27 protein-coding genes are annotated in these 13876 nt (G+C 53.2%); all 27 read right to left on the reverse strand.

From position 1 onward, the window contains the following. Positions 1-579 precede the first annotated feature (579 nt). The gene (rplQ, locus tag ACW5W4_RS09595; protein ID WP_005307999.1) at positions 580-963 is read right to left on the reverse strand and encodes a 50S ribosomal protein L17; all 384 of its coding nucleotides are present in this window, start codon (positions 961-963) and stop codon (positions 580-582) included. A gap of 43 nt (positions 964-1006) precedes the next feature. Then, positions 1007-1996 carry a DNA-directed RNA polymerase subunit alpha gene (locus tag ACW5W4_RS09600; protein ID WP_005307997.1) on the reverse strand — a complete coding sequence of 330 codons (990 nt, stop codon included), beginning with the start codon at positions 1994-1996 and terminating at the stop codon, positions 1007-1009. Positions 1997-2021: 25 nt separating this feature from the next. Further along, on the reverse strand, positions 2022-2642 hold the full coding sequence (rpsD, locus tag ACW5W4_RS09605; RefSeq protein WP_041999264.1) for a 30S ribosomal protein S4: 621 nt from the start codon (positions 2640-2642) through the stop codon (positions 2022-2024). Between the two features lie 40 nt (positions 2643-2682). Next, entirely contained in the window at positions 2683-3072 is a 390-nt protein-coding gene (gene rpsK, locus ACW5W4_RS09610) for a 30S ribosomal protein S11 (RefSeq protein WP_005319702.1), read from the reverse strand. Between the two features lie 14 nt (positions 3073-3086). Next, on the reverse strand, positions 3087-3443 hold the full coding sequence (rpsM, locus tag ACW5W4_RS09615) for a 30S ribosomal protein S13 (protein ID WP_005307991.1): 357 nt from the start codon (positions 3441-3443) through the stop codon (positions 3087-3089). Positions 3444-3582: 139 nt separating this feature from the next. Then, positions 3583-3696, reverse strand: a complete 114-nt coding sequence (rpmJ, locus tag ACW5W4_RS09620; RefSeq protein ID WP_005319705.1) for a 50S ribosomal protein L36 — start codon at positions 3694-3696, stop codon at positions 3583-3585. A 27-nt stretch (positions 3697-3723) separates the two neighbouring features. Beyond that, on the reverse strand, positions 3724-5052 hold the full coding sequence (gene secY, locus ACW5W4_RS09625) for a preprotein translocase subunit SecY (protein WP_041999261.1): 1329 nt from the start codon (positions 5050-5052) through the stop codon (positions 3724-3726). A gap of 8 nt (positions 5053-5060) precedes the next feature. Beyond that, positions 5061-5498: a 50S ribosomal protein L15 gene (gene rplO, locus ACW5W4_RS09630; protein ID WP_041999258.1), complete on the reverse strand. Its 438-nt coding sequence runs from the start codon at positions 5496-5498 to the stop codon at positions 5061-5063. Positions 5499-5500: 2 nt separating this feature from the next. Next, on the reverse strand, positions 5501-5680 hold the full coding sequence (gene rpmD, locus ACW5W4_RS09635) for a 50S ribosomal protein L30 (RefSeq protein WP_005307985.1): 180 nt from the start codon (positions 5678-5680) through the stop codon (positions 5501-5503). 6 nt (positions 5681-5686) lie between these two features. Then, positions 5687-6187, reverse strand: a complete 501-nt coding sequence (gene rpsE, locus ACW5W4_RS09640) for a 30S ribosomal protein S5 (protein WP_041999255.1) — start codon at positions 6185-6187, stop codon at positions 5687-5689. Positions 6188-6201: 14 nt separating this feature from the next. After that, positions 6202-6555 (reverse strand): 50S ribosomal protein L18, encoded by a 354-nt coding sequence (gene rplR / locus ACW5W4_RS09645; protein WP_005890919.1) that lies wholly within the window; start codon positions 6553-6555, stop codon positions 6202-6204. A gap of 9 nt (positions 6556-6564) precedes the next feature. Further along, positions 6565-7098, reverse strand: a complete 534-nt coding sequence (gene rplF, locus ACW5W4_RS09650) for a 50S ribosomal protein L6 (RefSeq protein ID WP_041999251.1) — start codon at positions 7096-7098, stop codon at positions 6565-6567. A 13-nt stretch (positions 7099-7111) separates the two neighbouring features. After that, positions 7112-7504 carry a 30S ribosomal protein S8 gene (gene rpsH, locus ACW5W4_RS09655; RefSeq protein WP_041999248.1) on the reverse strand — a complete coding sequence of 131 codons (393 nt, stop codon included), beginning with the start codon at positions 7502-7504 and terminating at the stop codon, positions 7112-7114. 21 nt (positions 7505-7525) lie between these two features. Beyond that, on the reverse strand, positions 7526-7831 hold the full coding sequence (gene rpsN, locus ACW5W4_RS09660; RefSeq protein ID WP_005319722.1) for a 30S ribosomal protein S14: 306 nt from the start codon (positions 7829-7831) through the stop codon (positions 7526-7528). Positions 7832-7841: 10 nt separating this feature from the next. Continuing rightward, the gene (rplE, locus tag ACW5W4_RS09665; protein ID WP_005331162.1) at positions 7842-8381 is read right to left on the reverse strand and encodes a 50S ribosomal protein L5; all 540 of its coding nucleotides are present in this window, start codon (positions 8379-8381) and stop codon (positions 7842-7844) included. Between the two features lie 13 nt (positions 8382-8394). Continuing rightward, complete coding sequence (gene rplX, locus ACW5W4_RS09670) at positions 8395-8712, reverse strand: 50S ribosomal protein L24 (RefSeq protein WP_041999241.1); 318 nt, start codon at positions 8710-8712, stop codon at positions 8395-8397. Positions 8713-8723: 11 nt separating this feature from the next. Continuing rightward, complete coding sequence (gene rplN, locus ACW5W4_RS09675; RefSeq protein WP_005307975.1) at positions 8724-9092, reverse strand: 50S ribosomal protein L14; 369 nt, start codon at positions 9090-9092, stop codon at positions 8724-8726. A gap of 147 nt (positions 9093-9239) precedes the next feature. After that, positions 9240-9488 carry a 30S ribosomal protein S17 gene (gene rpsQ / locus ACW5W4_RS09680; protein WP_005890905.1) on the reverse strand — a complete coding sequence of 83 codons (249 nt, stop codon included), beginning with the start codon at positions 9486-9488 and terminating at the stop codon, positions 9240-9242. Beyond that, positions 9488-9679, reverse strand: a complete 192-nt coding sequence (gene rpmC / locus ACW5W4_RS09685; protein ID WP_005307965.1) for a 50S ribosomal protein L29 — start codon at positions 9677-9679, stop codon at positions 9488-9490. Before rpmC ends, rpsQ begins: the two co-directional genes overlap by 1 nt. Then, positions 9679-10092, reverse strand: coding sequence for a 50S ribosomal protein L16 (gene rplP, locus ACW5W4_RS09690; protein WP_005307963.1), 414 nt, complete (start codon positions 10090-10092; stop codon positions 9679-9681). The genes rpmC and rplP overlap by 1 nt, the downstream gene beginning before the upstream one ends. Positions 10093-10105: 13 nt before the next feature. Then, positions 10106-10819 (reverse strand): 30S ribosomal protein S3, encoded by a 714-nt coding sequence (gene rpsC, locus ACW5W4_RS09695; protein WP_005331168.1) that lies wholly within the window; start codon positions 10817-10819, stop codon positions 10106-10108. A 3-nt stretch (positions 10820-10822) separates the two neighbouring features. Further along, positions 10823-11167, reverse strand: coding sequence for a 50S ribosomal protein L22 (rplV, locus tag ACW5W4_RS09700; protein ID WP_041999233.1), 345 nt, complete (start codon positions 11165-11167; stop codon positions 10823-10825). A gap of 10 nt (positions 11168-11177) precedes the next feature. Continuing rightward, entirely contained in the window at positions 11178-11456 is a 279-nt protein-coding gene (gene rpsS / locus ACW5W4_RS09705; RefSeq protein ID WP_005307960.1) for a 30S ribosomal protein S19, read from the reverse strand. Positions 11457-11478: 22 nt separating this feature from the next. Then, positions 11479-12300: a 50S ribosomal protein L2 gene (gene rplB, locus ACW5W4_RS09710; protein ID WP_005340614.1), complete on the reverse strand. Its 822-nt coding sequence runs from the start codon at positions 12298-12300 to the stop codon at positions 11479-11481. Positions 12301-12315: 15 nt separating this feature from the next. Next, positions 12316-12618, reverse strand: a complete 303-nt coding sequence (gene rplW / locus ACW5W4_RS09715; protein ID WP_005331199.1) for a 50S ribosomal protein L23 — start codon at positions 12616-12618, stop codon at positions 12316-12318. Further along, positions 12615-13220, reverse strand: coding sequence for a 50S ribosomal protein L4 (rplD, locus tag ACW5W4_RS09720; protein ID WP_041999227.1), 606 nt, complete (start codon positions 13218-13220; stop codon positions 12615-12617). Before rplD ends, rplW begins: the two co-directional genes overlap by 4 nt. Before the next feature lie 17 nt (positions 13221-13237). After that, positions 13238-13870 (reverse strand): 50S ribosomal protein L3, encoded by a 633-nt coding sequence (rplC, locus tag ACW5W4_RS09725; protein ID WP_041999225.1) that lies wholly within the window; start codon positions 13868-13870, stop codon positions 13238-13240. Between the last annotated feature and the right edge of the window lie 6 nt (positions 13871-13876).

Consider the following 13876-nt stretch of genomic DNA (forward strand, 5'->3'; position numbering starts at 1 on the left):
CTTGATTCAAATTGTTAAAGAGCGACGCAGCTTTTGGCTGCTGCGGGAGTGGAATTCTACTCAACCGCCTTCTCGAGTCAAGCCTTATTTTGTAAGGCTTTTCGAGGCTATCGACGAGGTTGTTTGCGTTGCCGCTTGCCCTGTCGATGGAGGCGCATTATAGGGAGCTGAAATTTTCTGGCAAGCCCTAGATCGCAATAAAACAGCAAAAATCGGCACTTTTTTAGTTATTCATAGCCAACCACAGCTTTTATACAAACTTATCCACAGACAGTGCCTCAACCAAGGCTAAATCGGCACTTTCCTATAAGTAGAACAGGCCCCAGTGTTGATTGGGGGTATCTCGGTACCAGGTAAATCGAACGTCTCCTCTAAGATAAGAAATACCTATATAAGGAACGATGCGATACGACTGAGGCAGTTGAGGCAGTTGAGGCAGTTGAAGCAGTTGAAGCAGTTGAAGCAGTTGAAGCAGTTGAAGCAGTTGAAGCAGTTGAAGCAGTTGAAGCAGTTGAAGCAGTTGAAGCAGTATCAGAATCCATTAAGAGAAAAGCCGGGACAAGCCCGGCTTTTTCTTTATCACTCAGCAGCTGCTTCAGCAGCGGCCGGGCGGTCTACCAGCTCGATGTAAGCCATCGGAGCGTTGTCGCCGGCACGGAAACCGCATTTCAGAATGCGAGTATAACCGCCGGCGCGCTCCAGGTAGCGCGGGCCCAGTTCATTGAACAGCTTAGCCACGATCGCGTTGTCGCGAGTGCGGGCAAATGCCAGACGACGATTAGCAACGCTATCGGTCTTGGCAAGGGTGATCAGCGGTTCAACGACACGACGCAGCTCTTTTGCCTTAGGCAGAGTCGTCTTGATGATCTCATGACGAACCAGGGAGCTGGCCATGTTGCGGAACATAGCCTGACGGTGGCTGCTGTTCCGGTTCAGTTGACGACCACTCAAACGATGGCGCATGACCTTATCCTTCTAACTAAATCTGTGAAACCCGTAATCTGGATTACTCGTCAGCGATGCTGGCGGGCGGCCAGTTCTCAAGGCGCATGCCAAGAGACAGACCACGGGAGGCCAACACGTCCTTGATCTCAGTCAGGGACTTCTTACCGAGGTTGGGAGTCTTAAGCAACTCAACCTCGGTACGCTGTACCAGATCACCAATATAGTGGATAGCTTCTGCCTTCAGACAGTTCGCAGAACGAACTGTCAGCTCCAAATCATCGACAGGACGCAGCAGGATCGGATCGAACTCGGGCTTCTCTTCTTTCTTCTCGGGCACGCTGACATCGCGCAGGTCCACGAAGGCTTCCAATTGCTCGGCCAAGATAGTGGCGGAACGACGGATGGCTTCTTCAGGATCCAGGGTACCATTGGTCTCCATGTCGATGACCAGCTTGTCCAAGTCGGTGCGCTGTTCCACACGTGCTGCCTCAACATTGTAGGCAATACGAACGATGGGGCTGAACGCGGAGTCCAGCAGCAGGCGACCGATAGGACGCTCTTCATCATCGTTGTGAACACGAGCAGAAGCAGGCACATAACCACGACCGCGCTGAACTTTCAGACGCATGCTGATCTCAGCATTGGCGCCAGTCAGGTGGCAGATTACGTGCTCCGGGTTAACAATCTCGACTTCATCACCGTGAGTGATATCACCTGCGGTAACGGGGCCTGTTCCAGACTTGGTCAGGGACAGAGTTACCTCGTCCTTGCCTTCCAGCTTCACAGCGATACCTTTCAGGTTGAGCAGGATTTCAAGAATGTCTTCCTGTACACCTTCTTTGCTGCTGTACTCGTGCAGTACGCCGTCGATCTCGACTTCAGTGACTGCACAACCGGGCATAGATGACAGCAAAATACGACGCAGGGCATTACCCAGCGTGTGACCAAAACCACGCTCAAGCGGCTCAAGAGTCACTTTTGCGTGAGTCGGGCTAACTTGCTCGATGTCAACTAGCCGCGGCTTAAGAAAATCTGTTACAGAACCCAGCATTGTGTCCTCTCTTTAGAAGCTAGCTTTACTTGGAGTAAAGCTCGACGATCAGCTGTTCGTTAATGTCGGCAGACAGGTCAGAACGCTCCGGCAGGCGCTTGAAGGCACCTTCCATTTTAGCGGCGTCAACCTCTACCCAAGTCGGCTTCTCGCGCTGACCAGCAACTTCCAGGGAAGCTTTGATACGCGCTTGCTTCTTAGCCTTCTCACGAACGCAGATCACGTCCTCAGGGGAAACCTGGAAAGAAGGAATGTTAACAACGCGACCGTTTACCAGGATAGCCTTATGGCTCACCAGCTGGCGAGATTCAGCGCGGGTAGCACCGAAGCCCATGCGATAAACGACGTTATCCAGACGACCTTCCAGCAGCTGCAACAGGTTTTCGCCGGTGTTGCCTTTTTGACGGGCAGCGTCACGGTAGTAGTTGCGGAACTGTTTTTCCAATACGCCGTAGATACGACGAACTTTTTGTTTCTCGCGCAGTTGCACGCCGTAGTCGGACAGACGCGCTTTACGCGCACCGTGTTGACCAGGAGCAGTGTCAATCTTGCACTTGGAATCTATCGCACGAACACCTGACTTCAGGAAGAGGTCGGTGCCCTCACGACGGCTAAGCTTAAGCTTAGGACCGATATATCTTGCCATCTTCTTTCTCCAACAATCCTAGACCAATAAGCTACCAGCGTTACACGCGGCGCTTCTTGGGAGGACGACAACCGTTGTGCGGGATCGGAGTCACATCAGTAATGTTAGTGATGCGGAAACCAGCCGCGTTCAGCGCGCGGATGGAGGACTCACGACCGGGACCCGGACCTTTAACCATGACTTCCAGGTTCTTCACGCCGTATTCTTTGGCGATCTCACCAGCACGCTCAGCAGCTACCTGGGCAGCAAACGGAGTGGACTTACGGGAACCACGGAAACCTGAACCACCGGAGGTAGCCCATGACAGAGCATTGCCCTGACGGTCAGTAATGGTCACGATTGTGTTGTTGAAAGATGCATGAACGTGCGCAATACCGTCGCTCACTTGCTTTTTAACGCGCTTGCGAGCACGAGTCGGAGTTTTAGCCATTTTCTACCTTCCCGTTACTTCTTGATAGCCTTGCGCGGACCCTTACGGGTACGAGCGTTGGTCTTGGTACGTTGACCACGAACAGGCAGGCTACGACGGTGACGCAAACCACGGTAGCAACCCAGATCCATCAAGCGTTTGATGTTCATGGAAATCTGACGACGCAGGTCACCTTCAACGGTGAATTTACCTACTTGTTCACGCAGACTCTCGATCTGAGCTTCGTCCAGGTCTTTAATTTTCACATTCTCAGCGATACCGGCTGCGGCACAGATGGCCTTGGAGCGGGTACGACCGACGCCATAAATCGCAGTCAAAGCAATGACTGCATGCTTATGGTCAGGAATGTTAATGCCAGCGATACGGGCCACTATTCACTCCTACATATAGTAGATTACGACCACCACAAAGCCCGTGAGCGGATACGTGGCGGTCAACCAATACACAACAAAAGTTGGCTGGCTATATTAGCCAGCACAACTATTTGTTGCAAGTACTAACCGTAAAAAATTAGCCTTGGCGCTGTTTATGCTTTGGCTCGCTGCAAATCACCCGCACCACACCGTGACGCTTGATGATTTTGCAGTTACGGCAGATTGCCTTAACGGAAGCACGAACTTTCATTGCTTAACTCCGTAACTACGCCGACCTTTAGCGGCCGTAGCCCTTCAGGTTGGCCTTCCTCAGGACGTCGCCATATTGATGAGACATCATATGGGTTTGTACCTGAGCCATGAAGTCCATGATAACTACCACGATAATCAGCAGCGAGGTGCCACCGAAGTAGAACTGTACGTTCCAGGCAGTCATCAAGAACTGGGGTACCAGACAGATAAAGGTTATATAGAGCGCACCTGCCAATGTCAGGCGAGTCATAACCTTATCGATGTAACGTGCTGTCTGCTCGCCCGGGCGGATCCCCGGGATAAAGGCTCCACTCTTCTTCAAGTTGTCTGCCGTCTCGCGTGGATTGAATACCAGCGCGGTGTAGAAGAAACAGAAGAAGATAATGGCTGCTGCATACAACATCTCATACAAGGGCTGACCCGGCTGCAGGACCATAGAGACCTGCTGCAGAATGTCGGCTACCTTGCCCTCGCCCTGACCAAACCAAGAGGTAATGGTCCCTGGGAAGAGGATGATGCTGGATGCGAAAATCGCAGGAATCACACCGGCCATATTCACTTTCAATGGCAGGTGTGTGCTTTGCGCGGCGAATACCTGGCGGCCTTGTTGACGCTTGGCATAGTTCACGACGATACGACGCTGACCACGCTCCACGAACACCACAAAGTAAGTCACTGCGAAAACAATCAAGCCCAGCAACAACAACAGCAGGATGTGCAATTCCCCTTGACGTGCCTGTTCGGCCGTAGCACCAATGGCATGAGGCAGCCCGGCAACGATCCCGGTGAAAATAATCAACGAGATGCCGTTACCGATACCACGCTCGGTAATCTGCTCACCCAACCACATCAAAAACATGGTGCCAGTGACCAGACTCACAACCGCCGTGAAATAGAAGCCCAAACCCGGATGAGTCACGAGTCCTTGCATCATGTTCGGCAGACCGGTTGCGATACCAATGGCCTGGAAGGTTCCCAAAATCAATGTACCCCAACGGGTATACTGATTGATCTTGCGACGGCCGGATTCACCTTCTTTCTTGAGTTCAGCAAGAGCGGGATGAACCACGGTCAGTAACTGGATGATGATCGACGCCGAAATGTACGGCATGATCCCCAACGCAAGAATAGAAGCACGCGAGAGTGCACCACCACTGAACATGTTGAACATCTCAATGATGGTGCCCTTCTGTTGCTGGAACAACTCGGCCAGTACGGCGGCGTCAATACCAGGAATAGGCACATAAGAGCCTGCACGGAAAACGATAATCGCCCCGAGAACGAAGAGCAGACGGCTCTTCAGTTCACTCAGACCACCTTGCGCTTTAACATCCAATCCTGGTTTCTTAGCCATTGTACTGATTATTCCTCGATTTTACCGCCAGCGGCCTCGATGGCTGCACGTGCACCTTTGGTGACGGACAGACCACGAACGGTCACAGCACGGTCAATGTTGCCAGACAGAACAACTTTAGCGAACACGATGTTCTTGGTCAGAACGCCGGCTTGCTTCAGAGTGCTCACATCGACCACATCACCTTCTACCAGGGCGATTTCGTTCAGGCGCACTTCGGCAGAAACCAAAGATTTGCGAGAGAAGAAACCGAACTTCGGCAGACGGATTTTCAAAGGCATCTGGCCACCTTCGAAACCGTTGCGGACTTTGCCGCCACCGGAACGAGAGGTTTGACCTTTCACACCACGACCACCAGTCTTGCCCAGACCAGAACCGATACCACGGCCCGGACGGTGCTTAACAGACTTGGAACCAGGGGCCGGAGACAGAGTGTTCAGACGCATGCTTAGCCCTCCACCTTAACCATGTAATAAACCTGGTTGATCATGCCGCGTACGCAGGGAGTATCCTCCAGCTCAACGGTGTGACCAATGCGACGCAGACCCAGACCACGCAGAGTCGCCTTGTGCTTTGGCAGACGGCCGATAGAGCTGCGAGTTTGAGTTACTTTTACAGTGTTAGCCATGTCGCATTACCCCAGAATTTCTTCAACGCGCAGACCACGCTTGGCAGCGATCTGAGCCGGGGATTGACCCTGAACCAGAGCGTCTACAGTTGCGCGAACAACGTTGATCGGGTTAGTGGAACCGTAGGTCTTGGCCAGCACGTTGTGGATACCGGCAACTTCCAGCACGGCACGCATGGCGCCGCCTGCAATGATACCAGTACCTTCAGAGGCCGGCTTCATGAACACGGTGGAACCGGAGTGAACGCCTTGCACCGGGTGGTGCAGGGTGCCGTTGTTCAGTTCGACCTTGTTCAGGTTACGCTTGGCCTGTTCCATCGCTTTTTGAATAGCGGCGGGAACTTCACGGGCCTTACCGTAACCGTAACCTACACGGCCGTTACCATCACCCACCACGGTCAACGCGGTGAAGGACATGATACGACCACCTTTAACAGTTTTCGAAACACGGTTTACTGCAATCAGCTTTTCTTGCAGTTCGCCGGCTTGAGATTCGACTTTAGCCATCTTCGACTCCTAGCTTAGAACTGAAGACCAGCGTCACGAGCAGCGGTAGCCAGAGCGGCGACACGACCGTGATACTTGAAACCGGAACGATCGAAAGATACGTTCTGAATGCCTTTGGCGATAGCACGCTCAGCGATAGCCTTACCGACTGCGGTAGCTGCATCAGCATTACCGGAGTACTTGATTGCTTCACTGATGGCTTTCTCTACTGTGGAAGCAGAGGCCAGAACTTCGGAACCGTTGGCTGCGATTACCTGCGCGTAGATATGACGCGGGGTACGGTGAACAACCAGACGGGTAGCTCCCAGTTCCTGCATCTTCTTCCGAGCACGAGTAGCACGACGGAGACGAGCTGCTTTCTTGTCCATAGTGTTACCTTACTTCTTCTTAGCTTCTTTAGTACGCACTTGCTCGTTGGCATAGCGTACACCCTTGCCCTTGTAGGGCTCCGGAGCGCGGTAAGCACGGATATCGGCGGCGACTTGGCCAACCAGCTGCTTGTCCACACCACGCAGAACGATCTCTGTAGCGGTCGGACATTCAGCGGTCACACCAGCCGGCAGCGCATGCTCAACCGGGTGAGAGAAGCCCAGTGCCAGCGCGACAGCATTGCCCTTGATGGAGGCTTTGTAACCTACACCAACCAGCTGCAGCTTACGCTCAAAGCCTTGGGTAACACCGATTACCATGTTGTTGACCAATGCACGGGCAGTACCGGCCTGAGCGTCGGCACCATTGGAGCCGTCGCGCGGGGCGAACTTCAGTACATTGTCTTCTTTGGTCACTTCTACACCGGCGTGAATAGAACGAACCAGGGAACCTTTACCACCTTTGATGGACAGTTCCTGACCGTTCAGAGTCACCTCTACGCCAGCAGGAATAGTGACGGGTGCCTTAGCAACACGAGACATTTCCTACCTCCTATTAAGCGACGTAGCAGATGATCTCACCGCCCATGCAAGCTTTACGAGCTGCACGGTCAGTCATCACACCTTTAGACGTGGACACGATAGCAACACCGAGACCGCCCATGACTTTCGGCAGATCAGTAGTGCGCTTGTAAATACGCAGGCCGGGACGGCTCACGCGTTGGATCAGTTCTACAACCGGCTTGCCCTGGAAATATTTCAGTTCAATTTCCAGTTCCGGCTTCACATCACCCGCTACGGAGTAGCCAGCGATGTAACCTTCTTCTTTCAGCACGTGGGCGATAGCCACTTTCAGCTTGGAAGAAGGCATGGAAACCGAAACTTTGCTCGCCGCTTGACCGTTACGGATGCGGGTCAGCATATCCGCGATCGGATCTTGCATGCTCATAAGTCTAACTCCCGAGATTCGTTACCAAGAAGCCTTCTTCAGGCCCGGAATTTCGCCCTTCATGGCATGCTCACGCACCTTGATGCGAGACAGGCCAAACTTGCGCAGGAAACCGTGCGGACGACCAGTAATATTGCAACGGTTACGCTGGCGGGACGGACTGGAATCACGGGGCAGCTGTTGCAGTTGCAGGACAGCATCCCAACGCGCTTCTTCAGAAGCGTTCATATCAACGATGATAGCTTTCAGCTCGGTTCGCTTAGTGGCGAACTTGGCTACCAGCTTCGCACGCTTTGCTTCACGTGCTTTCATGGATGTTTTAGCCATAACCCTAACCTTACTTGCGGAATGGGAAGTTAAAGGCAGCCAGCAGAGCACGGCCTTCTTCATCGGTATTCGCGGAAGTGGTGATGGTGATATCCAGACCACGGACGCGATCGACTTTGTCATAGTCGATTTCCGGGAAGATGATTTGCTCACGCACGCCCATGGAGTAGTTACCACGACCGTCGAACGCTTTAGCGTTCAGGCCACGGAAGTCACGGATACGCGGTACGGAGATGCAAATCAGCCGTTCCAGGAACTCCCACATACGCTCGCCACGCAGGGTTACTTTACAACCTATCGGGTAGCCTTCACGAATCTTGAAGCCCGCAACAGATTTGCGAGCTTTGGTGATCAGCGGCTTCTGACCGGAAATGGCAGCCATATCGGCAGCAGCATTTTCCAGCAACTTCTTGTCAGAGATCGCTTCACCAACACCCATGTTCAGGGTGATTTTCTCGATCCGAGGGACTTGCATGATAGTCTTGTAACCGAACTGCTTTGACAGTTCATTTACTACATCGGATTTGTAGTAATCATGCAGTTTCGCCATCGTTAAACTCCAATTACTTCACAAGTTCGCCGGTGGATTTGAAGAAACGGACTTTTTTGCCGTCTTCAATCCGGAAACCAACGCGATCAGCCTTGCCAGTGGCAGAGTTGAACAGCGCTACGTTTGAAACATCGAGGGGGGCTTCTTTGGTGACGATACCGCCAGCCTGACCCAGTGCGGGTACCGGCTTCTGGTGTTTCTTCACCTGGTTGATGCCTTCCACGATTACCTTACCCTTGGCAATCAGAACTTGAGTGACTTTGCCACGCTTGCCCTTGTCTTTGCCGGTAAGAACAATCACTTCGTCTTCGCGACGGATTTTAGCTGCCATCGTTCGACTCCTTACAGTACTTCGGGTGCCAGGGACACAATCTTCATGAACTTCTCATTACGCAGTTCACGGGTCACCGGGCCAAAAATACGAGTACCGATTGGCTGTTGGTTGTTGTTAAGCAACACAGCCGCATTGTTGTCGAAACGGATGACTGAGCCGTCCGGACGACGAACGCCTTTACGGGTGCGTACGACCACCGCGTTATACACATCACCTTTCTTCACTTTACCGCGAGGAATGGCTTCCTTGATGGAAACCTTGATGATGTCGCCGATGCCGGCGTAACGGCGGTGCGAGCCACCCAGAACCTTAATACACATTACACTGCGAGCGCCGGAGTTGTCGGCTACACCCAGCATACTTTGCATCTGGATCATTTTAGTGCTCCGCTTTGTTTACTTCTTATCCCTCTCGGGATCTGGCTGCCTTCAAAAGGCGCGAAACTATAACACAGGAAAATTGGAAAAGGTAGCCTAAAAAACAAACGGCCCCCAAAGGGGGCCGTTTGGGCTATAAAGGACCGATTAGGCCTTTTCCAGGATCCCGACCAGGGTCCAAGACTTGGTCTTGGACAGCGGACGGCACTCGCGGATTTCCACGAGATCGCCAGCTTTACACTCGTTGGTCTCATCGTGTACGTGCAGCTTGGTAGTGCGCTTGATGATCTTACCGTAGATCGGGTGCTTTACCTTGCGCTCGATAGCGACGGTGATGGATTTGTCCATCTTGTCGCTAATGACACGACCTTGCAGAGTACGGATTTTGTCAGTCATTACGCACCTGCCTTCTCAGTCAGTACAGTCTTGATACGTGCGACGTCACGACGCACTTGTTTCAGAGTGTGAGTCTGAGCCAGTTGGCCGGTGGACGCTTGCATGCGCATGTTGAATTGCTCACGCAGCAGGCCCAGCAGCTCCTGGTTCAGTTCTTCGACGCTCTTTTGACGCAGATCTTGAGCTTTCATCACATCACCGTCTTGATTACGAAAGTGGTCTGAACGGACAGCTTAGCAGCGGCCAGGGCGAATGCTTCACGGGCCAGAGCCTCGGGAACACCGTCCATCTCGTACAGAACCTTGCCAGGTTGGATCGGGCATACCCAGTATTCGACGTTACCCTTACCTTTACCCATACGAACTTCGAGGGGCTTTTCGGTAATCGGTTTGTCCGGGAACACTCGGATCCAGATCTTACCCTGACGCTTAACGTGACGGGTCATGGCACGACGGGCTGCTTCGATTTGACGAGCAGTCAGCTGACCACGGGATGTCGCCTTCAGGCCAAAGGTACCGAAGGATACTTCGTTACCAGAGTTGGCCAGACCGCGGTTACGACCCTTATGGGTCTTGCGGAATTTAGTACGCTTAGGTTGCAACATTTACCGAATCTCCTTACTTAGCAGCGCGGCGCTTGTTGTCACGCTTGGGCTTTGCAGGAGCTTGCTCTTGAGCAGCGGCAGCGTTAACAGCAGCCAGACCGCCCAGAACTTCGCCCTTGAAGATCCAAACTTTGACGCCGATCACACCGTAAGTGGTGTGGGCTTCAGAAGTTGCGTAGTCGATGTCGGCACGCAGGGTGTGCAAAGGCACACGACCTTCACGGTACCATTCGGTACGCGCGATTTCAGCGCCGCCCAGACGACCGGACACTTCCACTTTGATGCCCTTGGCACCCAGGCGCATGGCGTTCTGTACGGCGCGCTTCATGGCACGACGGAACATTACACGACGTTCCAGCTGGGAAGTGATGCTGTCGGCAACGAGTTTGCCATCCAGCTCCGGCTTGCGGACTTCGGAAATGTTGATCTGAGCAGGCACGCCAGCGATAGCGGCGACAGCTTTGCGCAGTTTCTCAACGTCTTCGCCTTTCTTGCCGATCACGACACCCGGACGAGCGGTGTGAATGGTCACACGGATGCTCTTGGCCGGACGCTCGATGGTGATCTTGGACAAGGAAGCGTTTTTCAGCTCCTTGGTCAGGAACTGGCGTACTTGAAAATCGCTGTACAGGTTGTCAGCGAAGTCTTTGGTGTTCGCGAACCAGGTAGAATTCCAAGGCTTGGTAATACCCAGGCGAATGCCATTAGGATGTACTTTCTGACCCATTGCTTATCTCCCAGCCTTAGCGTCGGATACCACCACAGTGATGTGAGCGGTACGCTTGAGGATACGATCCGCGCGACCTTTGGCGCGAGGACGGATACGCTTCATGGAGGGACCTTCGTCGACCATGATAGTAGCAATACGCAGGGCGTCGATGTCGGCGCCTTCGTTGTGCTCAGCGTTTGCAATGGCAGATTCCAGCACTTTCTTAACCAGAGCAGCAGCCTTTTTCGGGCTGAAGGTCAGGATATTCAGAGCCTTGTCTACGGACAGACCACGTACTTGATCGGCTACCAGACGAGCTTTCTGGGCAGAAGTACGGGCATAACGGTGTTTAGCGATAGCTTCCATCATTTATCCCTTAGCGCTTCTTAGCCTTCTTATCAGCAGCATGGCCGCGATAAGTACGAGTCGGTGCGAATTCACCCAGTTTGTGACCGATCATTTCTTCGGTAACGAAAACCGGAACGTGCTGACGACCATTATGGACAGCGATGGTCAAACCGATCATGTTCGGGATGATCATTGAACGACGGGACCAGGTTTTAACCGGCTTTTTATCCCCGCTTTCCACCGCTTTCTCTACCTTCTTCAGCAAGTGCAGGTCAATAAATGGACCCTTCTTGAGAGAACGTGGCATGGTGATTCCTCTATGTTAACAATTACTTGTTACGACGACGTACGATGTACTTGTCGGTACGCTTGTTCTTACGGGTCTTGAAGCCTTTAGCCTTCTGGCCCCATGGGGACACAGGCTGCATGCCCTTGTTACGACCCTCACCACCACCGTGCGGGTGGTCGACCGGGTTCATCGCCATACCGCGAACGGTCGGACGAATACCACGCCAGCGGTTGGCACCAGCTTTACCCAGTTGACGCAACATGTGCTCGGAGTTACCGACTTCACCGATGGTGGCACGGCACTCGGCCAGAACTTTACGTACTTCGCCGGAACGCAGACGCAGAGTTACATAGTTACCTTCACGAGCCAGGATCTGGATGAAAGTACCAGCGGAACGAGCCAGCTGGGCACCTTTACCAGGTTTCATCTCGACGGCGTGAACGGTAGAACCAACCGGGATGTTGCGCATCGGCAGGGCGTTGCCCACCTTGATGGCAGCATCAGCACCAGAAGCGATTGCATCACCAGCTTTCAGGCCTTTCGGAGCCAGGATGTAACGACGCTCACCGTCTGCATACAGCACCAGGGCGATGTTTGCGGTACGGTTAGGATCGTATTCCAGGCGCTCTACTTTGGCCGGGATACCGTCTTTGTCGCGTTTGAAGTCGACGATACGGTAGTGCTGCTTGTGACCACCACCGATATGACGGGTGGTGATGCGGCCGTTGTTGTTACGACCACCGGACTTGCTTTTGCTGTCCAGCAGAGCGGCGAAGGGCTTGCCCTTGTACAGCTCTTGGTTGACGATCTTGACGACGTGGCGGCGGCCCGGAGAAGTAGGCTTGCACTTAACGATTGCCATTTTTGAGAACTCCTCTTACTCGGCTGCGCCCATGAAGTCGATGTCCTGACCTGCTTTCAGGGTCACATAAGCCTTTTTCCAATCGGAACGACGGCCTACGCGCGCACCTGAGCGCTTGGTTTTACCCTTCATGTTCAGGGTACGGACGGTCTCAACTTCGACCTCGAACAGTTTTGCAACTGCAGCTTTGACTTCCGCCTTGGTGGCATCGACAGCAACTTTGAACACGATAGTGTTCTGCTTCTCGGCGACCATGGTGCTCTTTTCAGAGATATGCGGAGCCTTCAGAACTTTCAACAGACGCTCTTCGCGGATCATGCCAGCATCTCCTCGATTTGCTTAACTGCGTCAGCAGTCATCAGAACCTTGTCGAAAGCGATCAGGCTGACCGGGTCGATACCGGCTACGTCACGCACGTCGACCTTGTACAGGTTGCGAGCAGCCAGGAACAGGTTCTCATCGACTTCAGCAGTCACGATCAGAACGTCGTTCAGTTCCATTTCTTTCAGCTTGGCGATCAGTTCTTTGGTCTTCGGCGCTTCGATGCCGAATTTCTCAACAACGATCAGGCGCTCTTGACGTACCAGCTCGGACAGGATGCTACGGATAGCGCCGCGGTACATCTTCTTGTTTACTTTCTGGCTGTGATCTTGCGGCTTAGCAGCAAAAGTCACACCACCGGAACGCCAAATGGGCGAACGGATGGAGCCAGCACGGGCACGACCAGTACCCTTCTGACGCCACGGCTTTTTGCCGCCACCAGACACTTCAGAGCGAGTCAGCTGCGCACGAGTACCCTGACGGGCACCAGCGGCATATGCAACGACGACCTGGTGAACCAGAGCTTCGTTGAATTCGCGCCCGAAGGTAGTCTCGGAAACTTCAAGAGCGCTCTTGGCGTCTTTCATTACCAATTCCATTACTATCTCCTCAGACGTTACGCTTTGACGGCAGGTTTGACGATCACGTTGCCGTTGGTTGCACCCGGTACTGCGCCTTTGATGAGCAGCAGGTTGCGTTCAGCGTCAACACGAACCAGTTCCAGGTTCTGAGTCGTTACACGCTCAGCACCCATGTGACCAGCCATCTTTTTGCCCTTGAATACACGGCCCGGGGTCTGGTTTTGACCGATGGAGCCAGGTACACGGTGGGACAGGGAGTTACCGTGGGTCATATCCTGGGTGCGGAAGTTGTGGCGCTTAACAGTACCAGCAAAGCCTTTACCCTTGGATGTGCCGGTAACGTCTACCAGCTTAACGTCAGCGAGAAGATCTACTTTCAGCTCGCTACCAACAGTGAAAGCTTCACCGTTGTTCAGGCGGAATTCCCACAGACCGCGACCGGCTTCAACACCAGCTTTGGCGAAGTGGCCAGCTTCCGGCTTGGTCACACGGCTGGCTTTCTTGGCGCCAGTGGTAACCTGAATAGCGTTGTAGCCGTCGGTTTCTACAGATTTGACCTGAGTTACACGGTTAGCTTCAACTTCGATAACAGTCACCGGGATAGAAACGCCATCTTCAGTGAAGATGCGAGTCATACCCACTTTGCGACCTACAAGACCGATTGTCATTGTTAT

The sequence above is a fragment of the Aeromonas crassostreae genome (assembly GCF_054052445.1).